The sequence below is a fragment of the Massilia timonae CCUG 45783 genome, from assembly GCF_000315425.1.
Classification (GTDB): domain Bacteria; phylum Pseudomonadota; class Gammaproteobacteria; order Burkholderiales; family Burkholderiaceae_D; genus Telluria; species Telluria timonae.
In genome coordinates this window covers 1930659-1950313 of the sequence record NZ_JH992922.1, presented here as the reverse complement: position 1 = coordinate 1950313, position 19655 = coordinate 1930659, and the positions used below count along the sequence as shown (strand labels likewise).

Genomic DNA, 19655 nt, shown 5'->3' with positions numbered 1-19655 from the left:
CCTATATCCGCGGCAGGATCTCCGCCCCTATTTCATGCAGGACCTCGCCGGCCGGCCGCGCGCCCCGATGCAGGTTGAACAGGACGTGCGCGACGCCGAGTCCGCGCATGCGTTCGAGATACGCGGCCAGCGCATGGCGGCCGGTGCGCAGGCCGAGTTCGATCGCATCAAGCGGCGCCGCCGGATCGTCCAGCAAGTCCAGCTGCACCGACTGGATAAAGGGCTTGCGCAGTCCTGGGGCGCGCTGGTCCTGCGCCATGTGCCACAGGGCGATCCGGCCTTTTTGCCGGTCTTCCTCGCGGTGGTAGCTGGTCCAGCCATCGGCATGCCCGGCGATCCACTGCAGCGACTGGCGCGCGCTGCCCACCGCGAGCATCGGGATGCGCGTGTGTGGCGGCGGCAGCACGCGGTATTGCCCATCCTCTGCCCCGGCAGCCGGCGCCGGTTCGAGCGCGGCGCGCACGGTTTCCCAATGATCGCGGAAGGCCACGTCGCGCGTGTCCAGGTCGGCCCCGAAACGGGCGAATTCCTCGGGCCGGTCGCCCGAACCCAGGCCCAGCAGCAGGCGGCCATGGCTGATCCGGTCCAGGCTCAGGGCCGCCTTGGCCACGTGCAGCGGATGGCGCAGCGGCAGCACGACGGCCCCGGTGGCGAGCGCGATCCGCTCCGTCACCGCCGCCAGCGCGGCCAGCCACAGGAAGGGATCGTCCAGCGCCGCGGTCTCGTTGGCGCTGCCCTGCGGGATCATCAGGGGCACGTCCCGGGTCCAGAGGGCGGCGAAGCCCAGCACGTCCGCCAGGCGCGCATGCTGTTGCGCCAGCGCGAGGTCGGCCAGGGCGCCGGGACTGCCTGCCATGGGCGTCATCAACCCCACCGTCAGGCGGCCGGGAACGAAGACCTGCGCGTAGGCGCGGTTGAAGTGAGCCATCAGGTGAAATAGGCTTCGGACCCGAAGGTGAGCGCCACCACCAGCAGCATGGCCAGCGCCAGCACGATCAAGAGGCGCCCGAACTTCGGCGCGCCGTCGCCCGACGGCTGCGCCGACGGCGGCAACGGCGGCAGCGGCTCGTCGTCGCGCGTATCCCTCATGGCAACAACACCGTCGAACCGGTCGTGCGGCGCGCCTCCAGCGCGCGGTGCGCCTCGCCTGCCTCGGCCAGGGCAAAGGTCTGGCGCACCCCGACCTCGACCTTGCCGCTCGCGACCATGTCGAACAGCTCGGCCGTCATCGCCTCTTGCTCTTCCTGGGTGTGCATGTAGTCGAACAGGGTCGGACGGGTCAGGAACAGCGAGCCGCGCCTGGACAGCTCGGCTGGCGCGAACGGCTCCACCGCGCCCGAGGCGTTGCCGAAGCTGACCATCAGGCCGCGCCGGCGCAGGCAGTCGAGCGAAGCGGTGAAGGTGTCCTTGCCCACCGAGTCGTACACCACCGGCACGCCCTCGCCACCGGTGAGCTCGCGCACGCGCGCCACGATGTCTTCGTCGTTGTAGTTGATGACGTGGGCCGCGCCGTGGCGCAGCGCCAGCTCGCCTTTTTCCTTCGAGCCCACGGTGCCGATCAGGCGCACGCCGAGCGCGCGCGCCCACTGGCAGGCGATCAGGCCGACGCCGCCGGCCGCGGCGTGGAACAGGACCGTGTCGCCGGCCTCGACCCGGTAGGTTTGACGGAGCAGGTATTGCACCGTCAGGCCCTGCAGCATCATGGCGGCCGCGGTTTCGAAGCCGATCGCGTCGGGCAGCTTGACCAGGAAGCGGGCCGGCACGGTGCGCACGCTGGCATAGGCGCCCAGCGGACCGCCGGCATAGGCCACGCGGTCGCCCGGCCGCACGTGGGTCACGCCCTCGCCCACCGCCTCGACCACGCCCGCGCCTTCCTTGCCGAGAAAGCCGGGCAGCGGCTGCGGATACAGGCCGGTGCGGAAATACACGTCGATGAAGTTCAGGCCGATCGCGTGCTGGACGATGCGCGCCTCGCCCGGCCCGGGCGCGGGCGCCTCGACGTCGACGTATTCCATCACTTCTGGGCCGCCGGTGGCGGCGATCCGGATCGCTTTGGCGAGCATGGCTCCTCCTGTCAGGTGGGTCAAACGGCGCTGCGCACGCCCATCAGTTGCGACAGCACCAGGCGCGCGGTCGAGACGTTGGTCGCGCACGGGATATTGTGCACGTCGCAGGCGCGCACCAGGGCGTTGATGTCGGGTTCGTGCGGCTGCGGCGTCATCGGGTCGCGCAGGAAGATCACGCAATCGATCAGGCCGTCGACCAGCAGGGAACCGATCTGCAGGTCGCCGCCGACCGGCCCCGAATGCTTGCGCTCGACGGAGAGGCCCAGCTCGTTGATCAGGCGCCCGCCGGTGGTGCCGGTGGCCGACAGGGCGCAGCCCTGCAGGAAGGCGCGGTACTCGGCGGCGAGCGAGATCATGTCGTCCTTCTTCTTGTCGTGCGCGATCAGGGCGATGCGAGGCATGTTCGGAGCTGCAGCGGTCGGGGTCGTGATGGTCATGTCGAGGGCGGCGGTCGGTGTGGTCGGGACCTCATAAGAATACCGCATTCGACCACGCGGTCACATAAACCACCGACGGAGCGATGACGTTCTGAAAGAGATCAAGATCGGCGCAAGGCTGTGGCGGCAACGCCGAAGTTCGCCGTCACGACGGGGCGATCGCGGCGGTGCAGCATCGCGCCTGTGGCAAGGGAGTTGCACCGCTGGCGTCATCGCCAGGGCTCATCCGGCGACGGCGGCCTCGGCGTCAAGACGCATCCGGCCGCGCCCGCCGAACGGGTTTGACGCGCGCGCGGTCGAACCCATGCATTTCAACCAAAAGGAGAATCCATCATGACCTGCAAGACCGAGCGCACGGGTCCACCGGGAGCGCCGCAATGAACCTGAGTGACATCGAAGCACGGCTTGGCCGCGACCGATTCGTGCTGCTGGTCCTGATCGTCGTATCGCTGCTGGCCAGCCTGTGCTGGGCCGGCCTCGTGCTGGGCGGCCTGGTGCTCAGCAGCCAGCCTCTTGCTGCGGACGCGGCAGCCGGCGCCGCGCGCACCGCGGGTGCGGCCAGCGCGGGTGGGGCCAGCGCAGCCATGGCCGCGCCCACCCTGGCCTACCAGGCCGGCCAGCTGGCGCTGGTCTTCCTGACCTGGGCCGGCCTGTGCACGGCCATGATGCTGCCGCTGGCCAGTCGCGCCACGGTGCTGTTCGCGCGCCTCGCCGGCGAGCATGCGGCCCAGCGGGCGCGCCTGCGCACCGGCCTGTTCGTGCTCGGCTACCTGGGCGCCTGGACCGGTTTCGCGCTGCTGGCCGCGATCGCCCAATGGACGCTGCACGAGTCCGACCACGGCGGCGCCGTGCGCCACCCGCTTCTGCTCGGCCTGGCCATGGTGGCGGCCGGCGTCTACCAGTGGACACCCACCAAGCATGCCTGCCTGGAGCACTGTCGGGCGCCCCTGCCCGGCATCCTGGCCGGCTGGCGCGACGGTCTGCCCGGGGCGTTCTGGCGCGGCGCCGCCCACGCCCGCCAGTGCCTGGGCTGCTGCTGGCTCCTGATGCTCCTGCTGCTGGCCACCGGCCCGGACAACCCGGCCGCGATTGCCGTCGTCGGCCTGTTCGTGCTGGCCGAGATCCGCCTCGTCGGCGGCCACTGGATCGCCTGTGCGGGCGGCCTGGCGCTGCTCGCCCTGGGAACCAGACTGTTGTTTCCGTGACATTCCAACGGGCACCTCGAAAAACCGTCGCGAGCGGCAGCAGTTTCGGTCGAGAAGCGCAGCTGTACTATAGTACAGCGAGCATCGCAGACCGAAAATGCAACGCGCAGCAGGTTTTTCGACGTGCCCGGCGACGAATTTGCAAGGGGGGCCTATGCTAGAATATCGGCCACTCTTGCATACCGTCTAAGGAATTCTCGACATGGCTGGACACAGCAAATGGGCCAATATCAAGCATAAGAAAGCCGCTACCGACGCCAAGCGCGGCAAGATCTGGACGCGCCTGATCAAGGAGATCACCGTGGCCGCGCGCATGGGCGGGAGCGACATCGCTTCCAACCCGCGCCTGCGCCTGGCGGTCGAGAAGGCCGCGGACGCGAATATGCCGAAGGATAACGTCACCCGCGCGATCCAGCGAGGCTCGGGCGAGCTCGAAGGCGTCAACTACGAGGAAGTGCGCTACGAAGGCTATGGCATCGGCGGCGCGGCGATCATCGTCGACTGCCTGACCGACAACCGTGTCCGCACCGTGGCCGAAGTGCGCCACGCCTTCAGCAAATTCGGCGGCAATATGGGCACCGAAGGCTCGGTCGCCTTCATGTTCAAGCACACCGGCCAGTTCCTGTTCGCGCCGGGCGTCGACGAAGACAAACTGATGGAAGCCGCGCTCGAAGCCGGCGCCGACGACGTCATGGCCGACGAAGAAGGCGGCTTCGAGGTGCTGTGCGATCCGCACGCCTTCTCCGCCGTGAAAGAAGCCCTGGAAGCCGCCGGCTTCAAGGCCGAAGTGGCCGAAGTCATCATGAAGCCCGCCACCGAGACCGTGTTCACGGGCGAGGACGCGGTCAAGATGCAGAAACTCCTCGATGCGCTGGAAAACCTGGACGACGTCCAGGAAGTCTTCACCAACGCCGTGATCGAAGAATAATTGGTAGCGAATATGAAAATCCTCGTAGTCGGCTCGGGCGGCCGCGAACACGCGCTGGCGTGGAAACTGGCCCAATCGGAACGCATCCAGACGGTCTTCGTCGCGCCCGGCAACGGCGGCACCGCGCTCGACGATCGCCTGGTGACGGTCGACGTGCTTGAGCCGGAGGCGCTGGCCGACTTCGTGGTGCGTGAAGGCGTGGCCCTGACCCTGGTCGGTCCGGAAGCGCCGCTGGCGGCGGGCATCGTCAACCTGTTCCGCTCGCGCGGCCTCAAGATCTTCGGCCCCACCCGCGAGGCGGCCCAGCTCGAGAGCTCGAAGGACTTCGCCAAGGCCTTCATGCACCGCCATGGCATCCCGACCGCGAAGTACGAAACGTTTTCGGATGCCGCCGCGGCCCACGCCTACATCGACGCCAACGGCGCGCCGATCGTCATCAAGGCCGACGGCCTGGCGGCCGGCAAGGGCGTGGTGGTCGCGATGTCGCTGGACGAAGCCCACGCTGCGGTCGACCACATGCTGTCCGATAACGCCTTCGGCGACGCCGGCGCCCGCATCGTGATCGAAGAATTCCTGGCCGGCGAGGAAGCCAGCTTCATCGTCATGTGCGACGGCAAGAACGTGCTGGCGCTGGCCACCAGCCAGGACCACAAGCGCCTGAAGGACAACGACCAGGGCCCGAACACGGGCGGCATGGGCGCCTACTCGCCGGCGCCGATCGTGACGCCGTCGATGCATGCGCGCGTGATGCGCGAGATTATCAACCCGACCATCCAGGGCATGGCGCGCGACGGCATCCCGTTCACCGGCTTCCTGTACGCCGGCCTGATGATCGACAGCGACGGCAACCCGCGCACGCTCGAATTCAACTGCCGCATGGGCGACCCGGAAACCCAGCCGATCATGGCGCGCCTGAAGAGCGACTTCGCGACCGTGCTGGAACACGCCTGCAACGGCACCCTCGACACGGTCGAGCTGGAATGGGACCGCCGCACCGCCGTGGGCGTCGTGATGGCGGCCGCCGGCTATCCGGACAGCCCGCGCAAGGGCGACGTCATCGACGGCATCCCGCAAGAAGCGCCGGAATGCATCACCTTCCACGCCGGCACCCGCCTGGTGGACGGCAAGCTGCAGACCAGCGGCGGCCGCGTGCTGTGCGTGGTGGGCCTGGGCGACAGCGTCAAGATGGCGCAGAAGCAGGCGTATGAAACCGTCGAGAGGATCCACTTCAATGGCGCGCAGTACCGGCGCGACATTGGCTGGCGCGGCGTCAAGTAAAGCCGCCCTCAGAAGGCTTTTCCGAGCCTGCCCCGGCAGGCTCCACGCCTTTCGCAACCAACGCCAGATGTAGCTATTTCGTGGGCCGGTGTACAATCGGCCCACTTTTCATTCCCAGTCGGTCACTCTTCATGTCTTCCCCCAATCCCGCCGCCATCAAGGCCTGGCTGCTCGAGCTCCAGGCGCGCATCGTCCACGGTCTCGAACAGGTCGACGGCAAACCGTTCCTGCGCGAAGAATGGCAGCGCCCCGAAGGCGGCGGCGGCATCTCGCGCCTGGTCGAGGAAGGCAATGTCCTCGAACGGGGCGGCGTCAACTTCTCGCATGTGCGCGGCGCCACGCTGCCGGCGTCGGCCACCGCCGTGCGTCCGGAACTGGCCGGCCGCGCCTGGGAAGCGATGGGCGTGTCGCTGGTGCTGCATCCGCGTAACCCCTACGCTCCGACGGTGCACATGAACGTGCGCTTTTTTGAAGCGACCGCGCCCGGCAAGGAACCGGTCTGGTGGTTCGGCGGCGGCATGGACCTGACCCCGTATTACGGCGAAGTCGAGGACGCGCGCCACTTCCACCAGGCCTGCCGCGACGCGCTGGCGCCGTTCGGAGACGAACTGCATCCGCGCTTCAAGACCTGGTGCGACGACTACTTCTACCTGAAGCACCGCAAGGAACCGCGCGGCGTGGGCGGCATCTTCTTCGACGATTTCAACGAGCTCGGCTTCGAGCAATCGTACGCCATGGTGAGGACCGTCGGCGAGCGCTTCCTGGACGCCTATTTGCCGATCCTGCAACGCCGCAAAGATCAGGCTTATGGCGAACGCGAGCGCGACTTCCAGGCCTACCGGCGCGGCCGCTACGTCGAGTTCAACCTGGTGTGGGACCGCGGCACCCTGTTCGGCCTGCAGTCGGGCGGGCGGACCGAGGCGATCCTGATGTCGATGCCGCCGATCGTCAAATGGCGCTACGACTGGCATCCCGAACCCGGCAGCCCCGAGGCACGGCTGTACTCCGACTTCCTGGTGCACCGGGACTGGCTGGCGCCGTGACCCTGGCCGCCGGCGCGTCCGGGCGCAACCCCTGCGTCGCCGTCCTCGGCGGCAGTTTCGATCCGGTGCACCAGGGCCACGTCGCACTGGCGCAGCTGTTCGCCAGCCTGTTGCGGCCGGACGCCTTGCGCATCCTGCCGGCCGGCCAGCCGTGGCAGAAGAACGGCCTCGAGGCCAGCGATGCCGACCGCGTCGCGATGCTCGAACTGGCCTTCGCTTCGCTGAGGAGCACGAGCCTGCCGGTCACGATCGACCTGCAGGAAATCGAACGTAGAACGCCAACGTATACGGTCGAAACCCTGCGCGCATTGCGCGCGGAACTGGGCCCGCGCACCTCGATCGTGTTCCTGATGGGCGCCGACCAGTTGCGCAAGCTCGACAGCTGGAACGAGTGGCGCGAACTGTTCGCCCTTGCCAACCTGGGCGTGGCGACACGCCCCGGCTACGACCTGGCGCAGGAAGCATTGCCGCCGGTGGTGGCCCAAGAACTGTCGACGCGGCTTGCAACGCCCGACACCGTGCGCCTGCTGGCGCACGGAAAAGTCTGCCTTGCGCCGACGCTGGACGTGGATCTCTCGTCCAGCCAGCTGCGCGCGGCCTTGCAATCCGGCGCGGATGCAAGCGCGCTCGGGATGGCGCAAGTGCTAGACTATATTCAACAACATAACCTGTACAAAAACTAATGGATATCAAGAAACTGCAAACCCTCGTCGTCGACGCCCTGGAAGATGTGAAGGGCCAGGACATCGTCCTGTTCGACACGACCCACCTGACCAGCCTGTTCGACCGCATCGCGGTAGTCTCGGGTACGTCGAACCGCCAGACCAAGGCGCTGGCCGCCTCGGTGCGCGACAAGGTCAAGGCGGCGGGCGGCGACGTGGTCGGCCTGGAAGGCGAAGACACCGGCGAATGGGTGCTGGTCGACCTGGGCGACATGATCGTCCACATCATGCAGCCGGCCATCCGCCAATACTACCGCCTCGAGGAAATCTGGGGCGAGAAGCCGGTCAAGCTGGGCGCCGCCAAGCGCAAGTCGACCGCTGAAGGCATCGAAGCCGACGCCGTCAAGCCGAAGTCGAAGCACCTGGCTGCCAACCAGGCGCAGGAAGAAGCCAAGCCGGTCAACGAACGCAAGCCGGCCGCCAAGCGCGCGACCAAGGCCGCGGCCACGACCGAGACCGCCGCCAGGAAACCGGCCGCCAAGAAAGCCGCCGCCAAGGCAGTCCCGACCGGCAAGACCGTGAAGGTCGCACCGAGCAAGACCGAAGTCGCCGCCGTCGAAGCGACCAAGGCCAAGCCGCCGAAGCGCGTGAGCAAGGCTGCCGCACCGAAGGCCGCCCCGGCCGCCGATGCGCCGGTCAAGAAGGTGATCCGCCGCATCAAGAAGGACGCTGAGTAAGGGTTCTCATGCAGTTGATCATTGCCGCGGTCGGCCACAAGATGCCGGCCTGGATCGAGTCCGGCTTCACCGAGTACACGAAGCGCATGCCGCCCGAGCTGCGCATCGTGCTCAAGGAGATCAAGCCGGTCGAGCGCTCCGGCAGCAAGACCGCGGCCACCGCGATGGCGCTCGAGCGCGAGCGCATCGAGGCGGCCTTGCCGAAGGGCGTGCGCATCATCGCCCTGGACGAGCGCGGCAGGGACCTGACCAGCGTCGGTCTGTCGCAACAACTGGAAACCTGGCAGCGCGACGGCCGCGACACCGCCTTCCTGATCGGCGGGGCCGACGGCCTCGATCCCGAGCTGAAGGCGCGCGCCGAAGGGCTGATCCGCATCTCCAGCATGACCCTGCCGCACGGAATCGTCCGGGTCATGCTGGCGGAACAGCTCTACCGCGCCTGGTCGATCACCCAGAACCATCCTTACCATAGGGTCTGAAGCGGCCCAGTAGCGATCAATAACAGCGGTCAAGAACAGCGATCAAGAACAGCGGTCAAGAACAGCGATGAAAAACCAGCACAATAAAATCTACCTCGCTTCCAAGAGCCCGCGCCGGCGCGAACTGCTGCGCCAGATCGGGGTCGACTTCGAACTGATGCTGCTGCGCAGCGACCCGGGCCGCATGGTGGACGTCAGCGAGGATGTGCTGCCGGGCGAAGACGTCCACGCTTACGTGGCGCGCGTGGCGCGGGCCAAAGGCGCCTTCGCCTTCAACCTCCTGCTGCAGCGGCGCCAGCCGCTGCGGCCGGTGCTGACGGCCGACACCACGGTCACCATCGACGGCGAGATCCTCGGCAAGCCGGCGGATAACCGCGAGGCGGTCGCCATGCTGGAGCGCCTGTCCGGCCGCACCCACCAGGTGCTGACCTCGGTAGCGGTGCATTCCCAGCACGTGGCCGAGCAGGTCACGCAAGTGTCGAACGTGCGCTTCGCCACCCTCACCCCGGCCCGGATCAGGGCCTATTGCGCCACGCTGGAACCCTACGACAAGGCCGGCGGCTATGGCATCCAGGGTCCGGCGGCGCTGTTCATCGAGCACATCGAGGGCAGCCATTCGGGCATCATGGGCTTGCCCTTGTTCGAGACCGCCAACCTGCTGCGCAAGGCGGGCCTGGCAATCTGATTCCACCGCTTCGGCCCCAGGGCCGGCGCGTGTATCATGTCACCCTGAACAATACGCACGGCAGGGTCCATGAACGAAGACATCCTCATCAACATCACACCGCAGGAAACGCGCGTGGCGCTGGTCTTGCAGGGCGCGGTACAGGAGCTGCACATCGAGCGCACGCTCACGCGCGGGTTGGCGGGGAACGTCTATCTGGGCAAGGTGGTGCGCGTGCTGCCGGGGATGCAGTCGGCCTTCATCGACATCGGCCTGGAGCGCGCCGCTTTCCTGCACGTGGCCGACATCTGGGAAGCGCGCAGCCACGACGGCGGCAACGCCCCGCCCACCCCGATCGAAAAGCTGCTGTTCGACGGCCAGGTGCTGACCGTGCAGGTCATCAAGGACCCTATCGGCACCAAGGGCGCGCGCCTCTCCACCCAGATCTCGATCGCCGGCCGCATGCTGGTGTACCTGCCGCAGGACCACCACATCGGCATCTCGCAGAAGATCGAAAAGGAAGCCGAGCGCGAACGCCTGCGCGCGCACCTGCAAAGCCTGCTGCCGGCCGAGGAAAAAGGCGGCTACATCGTGCGCACGATGGCCGAGGAAGCCTCGAGCGACGACATCGCCGCCGACGTCGACTACCTGCGCAAGACCTGGGGCGCTATCGTCCAGGGCGCGCGCACCCTGCCGCCCACCACCCTGCTGTACCAGGACCTGAGCCTGGCCCAGCGCGTGCTGCGCGACTTCGTGCACGACGAGACGGCCAGCATCCAGGTCGACTCGCGCGAGAACTTCCTCAAGCTGGCCGAATTCGCCCAAATCTACACCCCGAGCGTGCTGTCGCGCATGGCGCACTATACCGGCGAGCGGCCGCTGTTCGACCTGTACGGCGTGGAAGAGGAAATCCTGCGCGCCCTCGGCCGGCGCGTGGACCTGAAATCGGGCGGCTACCTGATCGTCGACCAGACGGAGGCGATGACGACCATCGACGTCAACACCGGCGGCTACGTCGGCGGCCGCAACTTCGCCGACACGATTTTCAAGACCAACCTGGAAGCGGCGCACGCCATCGCGCGCCAGCTGCGCCTGCGCAACCTGGGCGGCATCATCATCCTCGACTTCATCGACATGGAGAACAACGAGCACCGCAACGCGGTGCTGGCCGAGCTCAAGAAAACCCTCGCGCGCGACCGCACCAAGGTCTCGGTGAGCGGCTTCTCGGCCCTGGGCCTGGTCGAGATGACGAGGAAGCGCACCCGCGAATCGCTGGCCCACATCCTGTGCGAACCCTGCCCGGCCTGCTCGGGCAAGGGGCAGGTGAAGACCAGCCGCACGATCTGCTACGAGATCCTGCGCGAACTGCTGCGCGAAGCCAAGCAGTTCAACCCGCGCGAATTCCGCATCGTCGCCTCGCAGGAGGTGGTCGACCTGTTCCTGGAAGAAGAATCGCAGCATCTCGCCATGCTGGGCGACTTCATCGGCAAGCGCATTTCGCTGCAGGTCGAGAAGGGGTATCACCAGGAACAGTACGACGTCATCCTGATGTAGGTCCGGTGCCGGGCATCCGGTTCGGCCGGGGCCGCGTAGTTCACGACGCGACGGCCAACCGAAGGGTAAACCCATGCAGGGCCTGCGTCACCCCATCCTGCCGCATTTCGCCGTTGCCCTCGCCTTCGCTACGTCAAATGGCTGCGCTCGCTCGAGGTGCGCCAGGTCGTGGACCGAGCTTGCAATAGCCATCCACTATCAACCCGATAGAAATAATTTGATGCATTTATTGCATTGTGTGTGTCATCTCACAGAGATAGGTTTTCTTGCTGAGCTATGTTGTTGAGGTTATTTCATAACCCTACAACCAGCGAGGACAAGAATGACCACTTCCAACCATTCCAGCCCTGTCGATGGCGCCGGCTCGATCCTGAGCACCGTTTCCGGTCCCTCTGACGCCGATCCACCGAAGAGCCTGGGTGTCAGCAACCCGGTCGCCGACCGCCTGCTCGACAAGATCCCGTCCGAGCAGGAACTGGCGGCCGACCGCCCCTATAACGCCACCAAGGCCAGCGAATACGGCGAGGCGGCGCGCACGCCGACTGAAGGCGAGCAGTTCAAGCCGTCGACGCATGCCGCCACCGGCAGCACCGCCAGCGAGATCATCGCCAACGACAAGGTGGGCGACGGCAATCCGCCGGAGGGCGAGAACCCGACCACGGACCCGCTCGACCGCGTGCGCGTCGACCCTGCCAAGCGCCACCTGACGACCAACCAGGGCGTGCCGGTCGCCGACAACCAGCACTCGCTCAAGGCCGGCCTACGCGGCCCGACGCTGCTGGAAGACTTCATCCTGCGCGAAAAGATCATGCACTTCGACCATGAGCGCATTCCCGAGCGCGTGGTGCATGCGCGCGGCTCGGCCGCCCATGGCTATTTCGAGGCCTATGAAGACTTGAGCGACCTGACGCGGGCGGTGCCGTTCTCGAAGAAGGGCAAGCGTACCCCGGTGTTCGTGCGCTTCTCGACCGTGGCCGGCGAGCGCGGCTCGACCGATACCGCGCGCGACGTGCGCGGCTTCGCCGTCAAGTTCTATACCGAGGAAGGCAATTGGGACCTGGTCGGCAACAATATCCCCGTGTTCTTCATCCAGGACGCGATGAAGTTCCCCGACCTGGTGCATGCCGCCAAGCCGGAACCGCACCACGCCATGCCGCAGGCGGCCACCGCCCACGACACCTTCTGGGACTTCGCCTCGCTGTCGCCCGAGATCGCGCACATGCTGCTGTGGACGATGTCCGACCGCGCCATCCCGCGCAGCTACCGCACCATGCAGGGCTTCGGGGTGCACACCTTCCGCTTGGTGAACGCGCAGGGCGAATCGCGCTTCGTGAAATTCCACTGGACGCCGCTGGCCGGCACCCACTCGCTGGTGTGGGACGAGGCGGTGCGCATCTCGGGCGCCGATCCCGACTTCCACCGGCGCGACCTGTGGGAAGCGATCGAAGCCGGCAACTTCCCCGAGTACGAACTGGGCCTGCAGATCTTCACCGAAGAGCAGGCCGCCAGCTTCCCGTTCGACGTGCTCGACCCGACCAAGATCGTGCCGGAAGAAATGGTGCCGCTGCGCCCTGTCGGCAAGCTGGTCCTGGACCGCAACCCCGACAACTTCTTCGCCGAGACCGAGCAGGTGGCGTTCTGCACCTCGCACGTGGTGCCGGGCATCGACTTCACCAACGATCCGCTGCTGCAAGGCCGTAACTTCTCCTATCAGGATACCCAGCTCACGCGCCTGGGCGGCCCGAACTTCCACGAGATCCCGATCAACTCGCCGATCGTGCAGATCCAGAACAACCAGCGCGACGGCTTCCACCGCCAGGCGATCAACCGCGGCCGCGTGAACTACGAGCCGAATTCGCTGGGCGGCGGCTGTCCGTTCCAGGCCGGCCGCATGGGCTTCATGAGCTTCCCCGAGCGCATCAGCGAGGACAAGGTGCGCGGCAAGCCCGAGCTGTTCGCCGACCACTATTCGCAGGCGCGCCTGTTCTGGCAAAGCCAGACGCCGGCCGAGCAGAACCACATCGTCAACGCCTTCCGCTTCGAGCTGACCCGGGTGCAGACGCCGGCGGTGCGCATCCGCACGCTGGCCCTGCTGGCGAACGTCGACGCGGTTCTGGTGGCGCGCGTGGCCGAGGGCCTGGGCCTGGAAGTGCCGGAGCCGCTGCCGCTGGCGACCGATGCGCCGATCCCAACGTACCCGCCGTCGCCCGCGCTGTCGCTGCTGAGCCGCCCGGGCCAGGTCGGCATCAAGGGCCGCCGCGTCGCGGTGCTGGTCGCGAGCGGCGTGGACGACAAGGCGGTCAAGAAGCAATACGCCAGCCTGCTCAAGGACGGCGCCGTGCCGCGCATGGTCGGCAATATGCTGGGCAAGGTGACGGCAGTCGATGGCGATCCGATCGACGTCGAGATCTCGGTCGAGGCCGGGCCGTCGGTGATGTATGACGGCGTGATCGTGCCGGACGGCGCCGCGGCCGCCGAGGCGCTGGCGAAGAATGCCCAGGTGCTGGAATTCCTGCGCGAGCAGTACCGTCACGGCAAGCCGATCCTGGCCTACGGCAGCGGTTCCGACCTGCTGACGAAAGCCATGATCCCGCAGAAGCTGCCCGACGGTTCGGCCGATCCGGGACTGATCCTGGGCGACCCGGCCAATGCCGACGCGGCGCTCGACGCCTTCAAGACGGCCCTGAGCGCGCACCGCGTGTTCGCGCGCGAGACCGATCCGCCATCGGTCTGATCCCGGCCACGGTGGGAAAGAGTTAGTTTCCCACCCGCGCCGATCGTTATAATCGTCCAGCGGCGCCGCGCAGTTCGCGGCGCCGTTTTTTTAACCTGCAGGAAAGACTTCCGATGTTCTGTTCACATTGCGGCGCGCAGATGGCGCCCGACGCCGCCTATTGCTCCGTGTGCGGCAAGGCCGCCGGCACGAGCCCGGTCAACCTGGACAAGCCTTCCGCGCCGGCGCCGCGCATGGATGGCGACATCCCGGACGGCATTCCGGAAGGAGTAAAGGGCTGGAGCTGGGGCGCCTTCCTGCTCAACTGGATCTGGGCGATCGGCAACCGCAGCTGGATCGGGCTGCTGGCGATGGTTCCCTATGTCGGCTGGATCATGGCGTTCTGGCTCGGCTTCAAGGGGCGCGAGATGGCCTGGAAGAACAAGCAGTGGGACAGCCTGGAACACTTCAACCGGGTCCAGCGAAAGTGGTCGCAGTGGGGGATCGGCATCACCATCGCCGCCATCGTCCTGGGCGTGCTGGCCGCCATGCTCGCGCCCGACGTCGACGAGGCCGGCCGCGCGGTCACGGTGCAGCGCGATCAGGACGAAGCGCCGGCGCGGGCGAACGACGCCGCCGTCACCGCGCGCGGCCTCGTCGACAGCAATGCCGACAACCTGCCGGCCTCGCTGTCGACCGTCGCCGGCCTGCTCGACCGCCGCACGAATGCCGACGGCAGCCGCGCCGTCACCCTGGGCGGCAGGGTCTTGTTCAGCGGCGAGGACGCCGGCTGGCAGTTCCCGCTGCGCAGCTTTACGCTCTCGGGCGGCAAGGAGGCGATCCTGATGGCCAGCAGCGGCGGGCGCGGCGCCAGCTGCGAGACCCTGTTCTTCTTCCTGCTGGCCGACGCGTCCGGGCTCAAGCCGACGCCGATGTTCGGCACCTGCGCGGCGCGCGGCAGCTTCGTGCAGCGCGGCGACACGATCGAGCTCGAACTCCCGGACGTCAACGGCGCCTCGACGTTCGTGCTCGAGGATGGCGTCGTGGTCAAGGACGGCCAGGTGGTCAGCCTGACCGGCATGAACGACCCGGCGCGCTGACAGGCTTTTAGCGCAGCGGCGCGAAGAACAGCTGCTCGCCGGCCGGCTTGAACGAGGCGATGCGCGCCTGCCCTTCGGGCGAGGTGATCCACTCGATCAGCTGTTTCGCTCCCTTGTAGTTCACGCCCGCGTGCTTCGCGGGATTGACCGCGATGATGCCGTAGGGGTTGTACATGCGCTTGTCGCCTTCCACCACGATGGCCAGCCCCGTCTTCGCCTTGTAGGCGCCATAGGTCGCGCGGTCGGTCAGCGTGTAGGCGCGCATCTCGGCGGCCATGTTCAGCACTTCTCCCATGCCCAGGCCGGCCGACACGTAGTTGGCGCCCTGCGGCTTGACGGCGGCGCGCTGCCAGTAGCCCTTTTCCATCACGTCGGTGCCCGAGTTGTCGCCGCGCGAGATGAACTTGACGTTCGCGCCGGCGATGCGCTTGAAGGCGTCGACCACGTCCTTCGAGCCCTTGATGCGCGCCGGGTCGGATTCCGGGCCGACCACGATGAAGTCGTTGTACATCACGTCGCGCCGGTCCACGCCCCAGCCTTCTTCGACAAACTTGTCTTCCATCTCGCGCGCGTGGACCAGAGTCACGTCGACGTCGCCGTTTTTGGCCAGTTCGAGCGCCTTGCCGGTGCCGACCGAGATCACGTGGACCCTGGTATTGGTCTTGGCTTCGAACACCGGCAGCAGGTGCTTGAGCAGGCCCGAGTTCTCGGTGCTGGTGGTGGTGGACAGCTTGATCACCTCCTGCGCCAGCAGCGAAGGCGAGGCGAAGGTGGCGCACAGCAGGACGGCGAGCAGTGAACGGCGTTGCATGGTCTTTCTCCTTGTTGTAATGGGACGTGGTTCAGCGTACTTCCAATCGCCCCTCGCGCAGCTTGAGCCGTCGCACACCGGGCAGGTTGATCAGGTCGCGGTCATGGCAGGCCATCACCACGCTGGCCCCCTGCTCGACCAGGGTCGGGATCAGCCCGATCACCTGCTCGCGCGCCGCGCCGTCGAGGTTGGCCGTGGGTTCGTCCAGCAGCAACAGGCGCGGCTGCAGCACGCGCGCGCGCGCCAGCGCGACGCGCTGCTTCTCGCCACCCGACAGGCGCGCAGGATCGTTGTCGCGCAGGTGCAGCACGCCGGCCCAGGCCATCGCCTCGTCGACCAGGCCGCGCACCAGTTGCCGGTCCACGCCGCGCGCCAGCAGGCCGTAGGCGATGTTGTGGCCGACGCTGGTCGAGAACATGATCGGGTGCTGGTGCACGTAGACGATGCCGCGCCGCAGCTGGCGCGGATACGGGTACAGCGGCAGGCGGCTGCCTTCGAATTCGACCGTGCAGGCGTCGCAACGTTCCAGGCCGCCGAGCATGCGCAGCAGCGTGCTTTTTCCGGTGCCGTTGGCGCCGGTCAGCACGTAGGCGCCGCCCTTCTCGATCTCGAGCCGGGCGACGTCGAACAGCAGGCGCTCGCCGTAGGCCTTGCGCAGGCCGTGCACCGTGAGTAGTGCCGTCATAGCCGGGCCCCGGGGTTGTGCGCCTCGCCCTGCAGCAGCACCAGCACGCCGTTCATCAGCAGCGCCAGGGTCACCAGCACGATGCCCAGCGCGATGCCCTGGGCGAATTCGCCCTTGCTGGTCTCGAGCGCGATCGCGGTGGTGATGGTGCGCGTCTCGCCCTCGATATTCCCGCCCACCATCAGCGCGCAACCGACTTCCGAGATCACGCGCCCGAAGCCGCTGATCACGGCCGCCATCACGCCGTAGCGCGCCTCGTGCAGCACGGTGAACATCACGCGCACACGCGAAGCGCCGTGGGCGAGCGCGGTCTCGGCGTAGCGCGGGTCGAGCGCCTGCACCGCCGCCAGCGTGAAGGCCAGCAGCACCGGCAAGCCGATGATGCATTGTCCCAGCACGATGCCCGGCTGCGAGAACAGCCATTCGAGCCCGCCCAGCGGCCCGCGCCGCGACAGCATCAGGTAGAGCAGCAGGCCGATCAGGACGGTGGGCAGCGACAGCGCGGCCTGGGCCAGCCAGACCGCGATGCGGCGCCCCGGAAAGCGGTGCATGGCGATCAGGTAGCCGAGCAGCACCGCCGGCGGCGTGGCCAGCATCAGCCCCAGCAGGCTGGTCTTGAGCGAGACCCAGACGATGTGCCACAGGGCCGCGTCGCCGCTGAACAGCAGCGCGAAGGCGTGCGCGGTGGCGTCCAGCAGGGCCATCTAATCGCGCAGGTCGGGACGAACGTAGGGCGTATCCAGCAGCTGCGGCTCGAACACCAGGCGTTCATGCCCGGCCAGCAGCAGGAAATGGCGCCCGCTGCAGCGCGCCAGCAGCGACATGCCGACCCGCTCGGCCACCATCTGGCCCATCTGCGTCGTGCCCGAGCGCGACAGCAGGAAGGGAATGCCCATCTGGGCGCCCTTGATCACCATCTCGGACGTGAGCCGGCCGGTGGTATAGAACACCTTGTCGGCGCCCTCCACGCCGTCCAGCCACATCAGGCCGGCGATGGCGTCGACCGCGTTGTGGCGGCCCACGTCCTCGACGAAGTACAGCAATTCGCCGCCCTCCGTGAACAGGGCGCAGCCGTGCACCGAGCCGGCCTGCTTGTACACCGACTGCTGGGTGCGGATGGTGTCGACGATGCGGTAGACGCTCGATTGCGCCAGGCGCGCGTCGGCAGGCAGCGCGATCTGGTCCACTTCGTCCATCAGCCCGCCGAACACCGAGCCCTGGCCGCAGCCGGTGGTGACCACCTTCTTCGCGGTGCGCGCCTCGACGTCCTGGATGCCGTGGCGCGTGACCACGGCCACCGCGTCCACCGACCAGTCGACCTGGATCGACACGATGTCTTCCAGCGCGCGCACCAGGCGCTGGTTGCGCAGGTAGCCCAGCACCAGCGCCTCGGGCGCGCCGCCCAGCGTCATCAGGGTGACCAGCTCGCGCCGGTCGACGTAGATCGTCAGCGGCCGTTCGGCGGGGATGGCGATGCCGGAGCGGCGCCCGCGTTCGTCGATGGCCAGCACCTCGTGGGTCAGGACGGCGCGCGCCTCGGACAGCACCGGCCGGCCGGCCGCAGACCCATGGCGCGCATCCCTGCGCATCACGCTGTGCAACCCGTTGCCGCTTGCGTCCTTCCTGGCCAAGACACTGTCTCCTGTTGGTTGTTGGCGGTTTTACAAAAATAGTATAAACCTCCAGGGCCGGCGCACGGCTGAAATCATTTACTTTTATGCAAGTTCGCTTGCGATGCGCCGCGCCAGGCGGTATAAAGTCTGCCCGTCGATCCACTCACCGTCATGCAGTCCACCGAATTTCGCCGCATCAGCGACATCCTGCGCCATGGCGCCGCCCGTCGCCCGGACGCCCCGGCCCTCGTCGAGGACGGCCGCACCTGGTCGTATGCGCAGCTGGCCGGCGCCGCCGATGCGTATGCGGCGCTGCTGCGCGATCTCGGCGTGCGCCCCGGCGACCGCGTGCTGCTGGTGGCCGAGAACTGCGTGGCCCAGGTGGCGCTGCTGTTCGCCGCCGCCGCCATCGACGCCTGGAGCGTCATCGTCAACGCCCGCCTGAGCGAGGGCGAACTGGACACCATCCGCGCGCACAGCGGCGCGCGGCGCGCGCTCTACCTCACGGCCAACTCGCCGGACGCCGCCCGTCACGCGGCGCGCAGCGGCGCCCTGCCCTGCGCGGGCGCGGGCCGCGTGACTGACGGCTTGCTGGCCGGCCCGCTCGACACCGCCTGCGCGCCCGAGCCGGCGGACGCGGGCGCCGACCAGGTCGCGGCCCTGATGTACACCACCGGCACCACCGGCCAGCCCAAGGGCGTGATGCTGAGCCACGCCGGCCTGCTGTTCGTGGCCGCGACCTCGAGCCGGCTGCGCGGCCTGAACCCGGAAGACCGCGCCTGGGGCGGCCTGCCGATCTCCCACGTCTATGGCTTGACCTCGGTGCTGCTCGGCACCCTGTACGCGGGCGCTTGCCTGCAGCTGGCGCCGCGTTTCGATGCCCGGGCCCTGCTGGCCGCGATCCGCGCCGGCGAGCTGACCATCGTGCAGGGCGTGCCGGCGATGTATGCCCGCCTGCTGGCGATCGTGGAGGACGCGGCCAGGCCGCTGTCGTCGCGCCTGCGCTTTTGCTACGCCGGCGGCTCGCCGCTCGACCCAAGCCTCAAGCGCGCGGTCGAAGCCGCGTTCGGCCTGCCGCTGCACAACGGCTACGGCCTGACCGAGGGCGGTCCGACCGTCAGCCAGACCCGCCTGGACGCCCCGCGCACCGACACGTCGGTCGGCCTGCCGATCCCCGGCGTCGAGGTGCGCATCGTGGCGCGCGATGGTCTCGACGTGGCGCAGGGCGAGGCCGGCGAGCTGTGGATACGCAGTCCGGGACGCATGCGCGGCTACTACCGCGACCCGGCCGCGAGCAGCGCCGCACTGCGTGCGGAAGGCTGGCTGGCGACCGGCGACCTGGCGCGCCAGGATCCCGACGGCGCCCTGTTCCTGCTGGGCCGCACGCGCGAGCTGATCATCCGCTCCGGCTTCAACGTCTATCCGCTGGAAGTCGAGACGGCGCTGAACGCGCATCCGGCGGTCGTGCAATCGGCCGTGGTGGGCCGGCCGCTGCCGGCGGCCGAGGAAGAAGTGGTGGCCTTCGTCGAGGCGCGCGGGGTCGACGAGGCGGCGCTGCAGGCCTGGCTGCGCCCGCGCCTGGCGCCCTACAAGCGCCCGGCGCGCATCGTGTTCATGGACGCGCTGCCGGCGGCGCCGAGCGGCAAGATCCTGAAGAGCCGCCTGCCGTGACACGTCATT

The 19655-nt window shown here is 67.9% G+C and carries 20 protein-coding genes; 12 read left to right on the top strand and 8 right to left on the bottom strand.

Annotated elements, in window-relative coordinates:
* Position 1: 1 nt before the first annotated feature.
* The 4 genes from HMPREF9710_RS08300 to HMPREF9710_RS08290 are packed head-to-tail and all read right to left on the bottom strand — an operon-like array spanning position 2 to position 2503.
* The gene (locus tag HMPREF9710_RS08300) at positions 2 to 928 is read right to left on the bottom strand and encodes a TIGR03571 family LLM class oxidoreductase (protein ID WP_005665533.1); all 927 of its coding nucleotides are present in this window, start codon (positions 926 to 928) and stop codon (positions 2 to 4) included.
* Complete coding sequence (locus tag HMPREF9710_RS28220) at positions 928 to 1089, bottom strand: hypothetical protein (protein WP_005665531.1); 162 nt, start codon at positions 1087 to 1089, stop codon at positions 928 to 930. Before HMPREF9710_RS28220 ends, HMPREF9710_RS08300 begins: the two co-directional genes overlap by 1 nt.
* A complete protein-coding gene (locus tag HMPREF9710_RS08295; RefSeq protein ID WP_005665529.1) occupies positions 1086 to 2063 on the bottom strand; it encodes a quinone oxidoreductase family protein in 978 nt (325 codons plus the stop codon). Before HMPREF9710_RS08295 ends, HMPREF9710_RS28220 begins: the two co-directional genes overlap by 4 nt.
* 20 nt (positions 2064 to 2083) lie before the next feature.
* Positions 2084 to 2503, bottom strand: a complete 420-nt coding sequence (locus HMPREF9710_RS08290) for a methylglyoxal synthase (protein ID WP_051205035.1) — start codon at positions 2501 to 2503, stop codon at positions 2084 to 2086.
* Between the two features lie 377 nt (positions 2504 to 2880).
* On the opposite strand from HMPREF9710_RS08290, the gene HMPREF9710_RS08285 reads away from it, so the two are divergent.
* From HMPREF9710_RS08285 to HMPREF9710_RS27770, 11 genes are all read left to right on the top strand, one after another.
* Positions 2881 to 3708, top strand: a complete 828-nt coding sequence (locus HMPREF9710_RS08285; RefSeq protein ID WP_005665526.1) for a DUF2182 domain-containing protein — start codon at positions 2881 to 2883, stop codon at positions 3706 to 3708.
* Between the two features lie 202 nt (positions 3709 to 3910).
* Positions 3911 to 4636, top strand: a complete 726-nt coding sequence (locus HMPREF9710_RS08280; RefSeq protein WP_005665525.1) for a YebC/PmpR family DNA-binding transcriptional regulator — start codon at positions 3911 to 3913, stop codon at positions 4634 to 4636.
* 12 nt (positions 4637 to 4648) lie between these two features.
* Entirely contained in the window at positions 4649 to 5914 is a 1266-nt protein-coding gene (gene purD, locus HMPREF9710_RS08275) for a phosphoribosylamine--glycine ligase (protein ID WP_005665524.1), read from the top strand.
* 131 nt (positions 5915 to 6045) lie between these two features.
* Entirely contained in the window at positions 6046 to 6957 is a 912-nt protein-coding gene (gene hemF, locus HMPREF9710_RS08270) for an oxygen-dependent coproporphyrinogen oxidase (RefSeq protein WP_005665523.1), read from the top strand.
* Complete coding sequence (locus tag HMPREF9710_RS08265; RefSeq protein ID WP_005665522.1) at positions 6954 to 7640, top strand: nicotinate-nucleotide adenylyltransferase; 687 nt, start codon at positions 6954 to 6956, stop codon at positions 7638 to 7640. Before hemF ends, HMPREF9710_RS08265 begins: the two co-directional genes overlap by 4 nt.
* Positions 7640 to 8356 (top strand): ribosome silencing factor, encoded by a 717-nt coding sequence (gene rsfS / locus HMPREF9710_RS08260; RefSeq protein WP_005665521.1) that lies wholly within the window; start codon positions 7640 to 7642, stop codon positions 8354 to 8356. The genes HMPREF9710_RS08265 and rsfS overlap by 1 nt, the downstream gene beginning before the upstream one ends.
* An 8-nt stretch (positions 8357 to 8364) precedes the next feature.
* Complete coding sequence (rlmH, locus tag HMPREF9710_RS08255; protein ID WP_005665520.1) at positions 8365 to 8835, top strand: 23S rRNA (pseudouridine(1915)-N(3))-methyltransferase RlmH; 471 nt, start codon at positions 8365 to 8367, stop codon at positions 8833 to 8835.
* A 67-nt stretch (positions 8836 to 8902) separates the two neighbouring features.
* Entirely contained in the window at positions 8903 to 9520 is a 618-nt protein-coding gene (locus tag HMPREF9710_RS08250) for a Maf family protein (RefSeq protein ID WP_005665518.1), read from the top strand.
* 69 nt (positions 9521 to 9589) lie between these two features.
* On the top strand, positions 9590 to 11053 hold the full coding sequence (gene rng / locus HMPREF9710_RS08245; RefSeq protein WP_005665517.1) for a ribonuclease G: 1464 nt from the start codon (positions 9590 to 9592) through the stop codon (positions 11051 to 11053).
* A 322-nt stretch (positions 11054 to 11375) separates the two neighbouring features.
* Complete coding sequence (locus HMPREF9710_RS08240; protein ID WP_005665516.1) at positions 11376 to 13787, top strand: catalase; 2412 nt, start codon at positions 11376 to 11378, stop codon at positions 13785 to 13787.
* A gap of 113 nt (positions 13788 to 13900) precedes the next feature.
* A complete protein-coding gene (locus tag HMPREF9710_RS27770; RefSeq protein ID WP_005665514.1) occupies positions 13901 to 14866 on the top strand; it encodes a zinc ribbon domain-containing protein in 966 nt (321 codons plus the stop codon).
* A gap of 7 nt (positions 14867 to 14873) precedes the next feature.
* Here HMPREF9710_RS27770 and HMPREF9710_RS08230 read toward each other — a convergent pair whose 3' ends face one another.
* Genes HMPREF9710_RS08230 through HMPREF9710_RS08215 form a run of 4 tightly spaced genes read right to left on the bottom strand, consistent with a single transcriptional unit; the run spans position 14874 to position 17951 of the window.
* Positions 14874 to 15677, bottom strand: coding sequence for an ABC transporter substrate-binding protein (locus HMPREF9710_RS08230; protein ID WP_005665513.1), 804 nt, complete (start codon positions 15675 to 15677; stop codon positions 14874 to 14876).
* 31 nt (positions 15678 to 15708) lie between these two features.
* Positions 15709 to 16362, bottom strand: a complete 654-nt coding sequence (locus HMPREF9710_RS08225; protein ID WP_005665511.1) for an energy-coupling factor ABC transporter ATP-binding protein — start codon at positions 16360 to 16362, stop codon at positions 15709 to 15711.
* Positions 16359 to 17066, bottom strand: a complete 708-nt coding sequence (locus HMPREF9710_RS08220; protein WP_005665510.1) for an ABC transporter permease — start codon at positions 17064 to 17066, stop codon at positions 16359 to 16361. Before HMPREF9710_RS08220 ends, HMPREF9710_RS08225 begins: the two co-directional genes overlap by 4 nt.
* Entirely contained in the window at positions 17067 to 17951 is an 885-nt protein-coding gene (locus tag HMPREF9710_RS08215) for a formate dehydrogenase accessory sulfurtransferase FdhD (protein ID WP_051205034.1), read from the bottom strand.
* Between the two features lie 195 nt (positions 17952 to 18146).
* Between HMPREF9710_RS08215 and HMPREF9710_RS08210 the strand changes: the two genes are divergently transcribed.
* On the top strand, positions 18147 to 19646 hold the full coding sequence (locus tag HMPREF9710_RS08210) for a class I adenylate-forming enzyme family protein (protein WP_005665506.1): 1500 nt from the start codon (positions 18147 to 18149) through the stop codon (positions 19644 to 19646).
* Positions 19647 to 19655 lie beyond the last annotated feature (9 nt).

What these genes read in the sequence shown, in the direction of transcription:
- HMPREF9710_RS08230 (WP_005665513.1), bottom strand. Translation starts at nt 15,677, where the DNA reads ATGCAACGCCGTTCACTGCTCGCCGTCCTGCTGTGCGCCACCTTCGCC.
- HMPREF9710_RS28220 (WP_005665531.1), bottom strand. Translation starts at nt 1,089, where the DNA reads ATGAGGGATACGCGCGACGACGAGCCGCTGCCGCCGTTGCCGCCGTCG.
- HMPREF9710_RS08220 (WP_005665510.1), bottom strand. Translation starts at nt 17,066, where the DNA reads ATGGCCCTGCTGGACGCCACCGCGCACGCCTTCGCGCTGCTGTTCAGC.
- HMPREF9710_RS08290 (WP_051205035.1), bottom strand. Translation starts at nt 2,503, where the DNA reads ATGACCATCACGACCCCGACCGCTGCAGCTCCGAACATGCCTCGCATC.
- HMPREF9710_RS08210 (WP_005665506.1), top strand. Translation starts at nt 18,147, where the DNA reads ATGCAGTCCACCGAATTTCGCCGCATCAGCGACATCCTGCGCCATGGC.
- hemF (WP_005665523.1), top strand. Translation starts at nt 6,046, where the DNA reads ATGTCTTCCCCCAATCCCGCCGCCATCAAGGCCTGGCTGCTCGAGCTC.
- rsfS (WP_005665521.1), top strand. Translation starts at nt 7,640, where the DNA reads ATGGATATCAAGAAACTGCAAACCCTCGTCGTCGACGCCCTGGAAGAT.
- HMPREF9710_RS08280 (WP_005665525.1), top strand. Translation starts at nt 3,911, where the DNA reads ATGGCTGGACACAGCAAATGGGCCAATATCAAGCATAAGAAAGCCGCT.
- HMPREF9710_RS27770 (WP_005665514.1), top strand. Translation starts at nt 13,901, where the DNA reads ATGTTCTGTTCACATTGCGGCGCGCAGATGGCGCCCGACGCCGCCTAT.
- HMPREF9710_RS08285 (WP_005665526.1), top strand. Translation starts at nt 2,881, where the DNA reads ATGAACCTGAGTGACATCGAAGCACGGCTTGGCCGCGACCGATTCGTG.
- HMPREF9710_RS08295 (WP_005665529.1), bottom strand. Translation starts at nt 2,063, where the DNA reads ATGCTCGCCAAAGCGATCCGGATCGCCGCCACCGGCGGCCCAGAAGTG.
- purD (WP_005665524.1), top strand. Translation starts at nt 4,649, where the DNA reads ATGAAAATCCTCGTAGTCGGCTCGGGCGGCCGCGAACACGCGCTGGCG.
- HMPREF9710_RS08215 (WP_051205034.1), bottom strand. Translation starts at nt 17,951, where the DNA reads ATGCGCAGGGATGCGCGCCATGGGTCTGCGGCCGGCCGGCCGGTGCTG.
- HMPREF9710_RS08225 (WP_005665511.1), bottom strand. Translation starts at nt 16,362, where the DNA reads ATGACGGCACTACTCACGGTGCACGGCCTGCGCAAGGCCTACGGCGAG.
- rng (WP_005665517.1), top strand. Translation starts at nt 9,590, where the DNA reads ATGAACGAAGACATCCTCATCAACATCACACCGCAGGAAACGCGCGTG.
- HMPREF9710_RS08240 (WP_005665516.1), top strand. Translation starts at nt 11,376, where the DNA reads ATGACCACTTCCAACCATTCCAGCCCTGTCGATGGCGCCGGCTCGATC.
- rlmH (WP_005665520.1), top strand. Translation starts at nt 8,365, where the DNA reads ATGCAGTTGATCATTGCCGCGGTCGGCCACAAGATGCCGGCCTGGATC.
- HMPREF9710_RS08250 (WP_005665518.1), top strand. Translation starts at nt 8,903, where the DNA reads ATGAAAAACCAGCACAATAAAATCTACCTCGCTTCCAAGAGCCCGCGC.
- HMPREF9710_RS08300 (WP_005665533.1), bottom strand. Translation starts at nt 928, where the DNA reads ATGGCTCACTTCAACCGCGCCTACGCGCAGGTCTTCGTTCCCGGCCGC.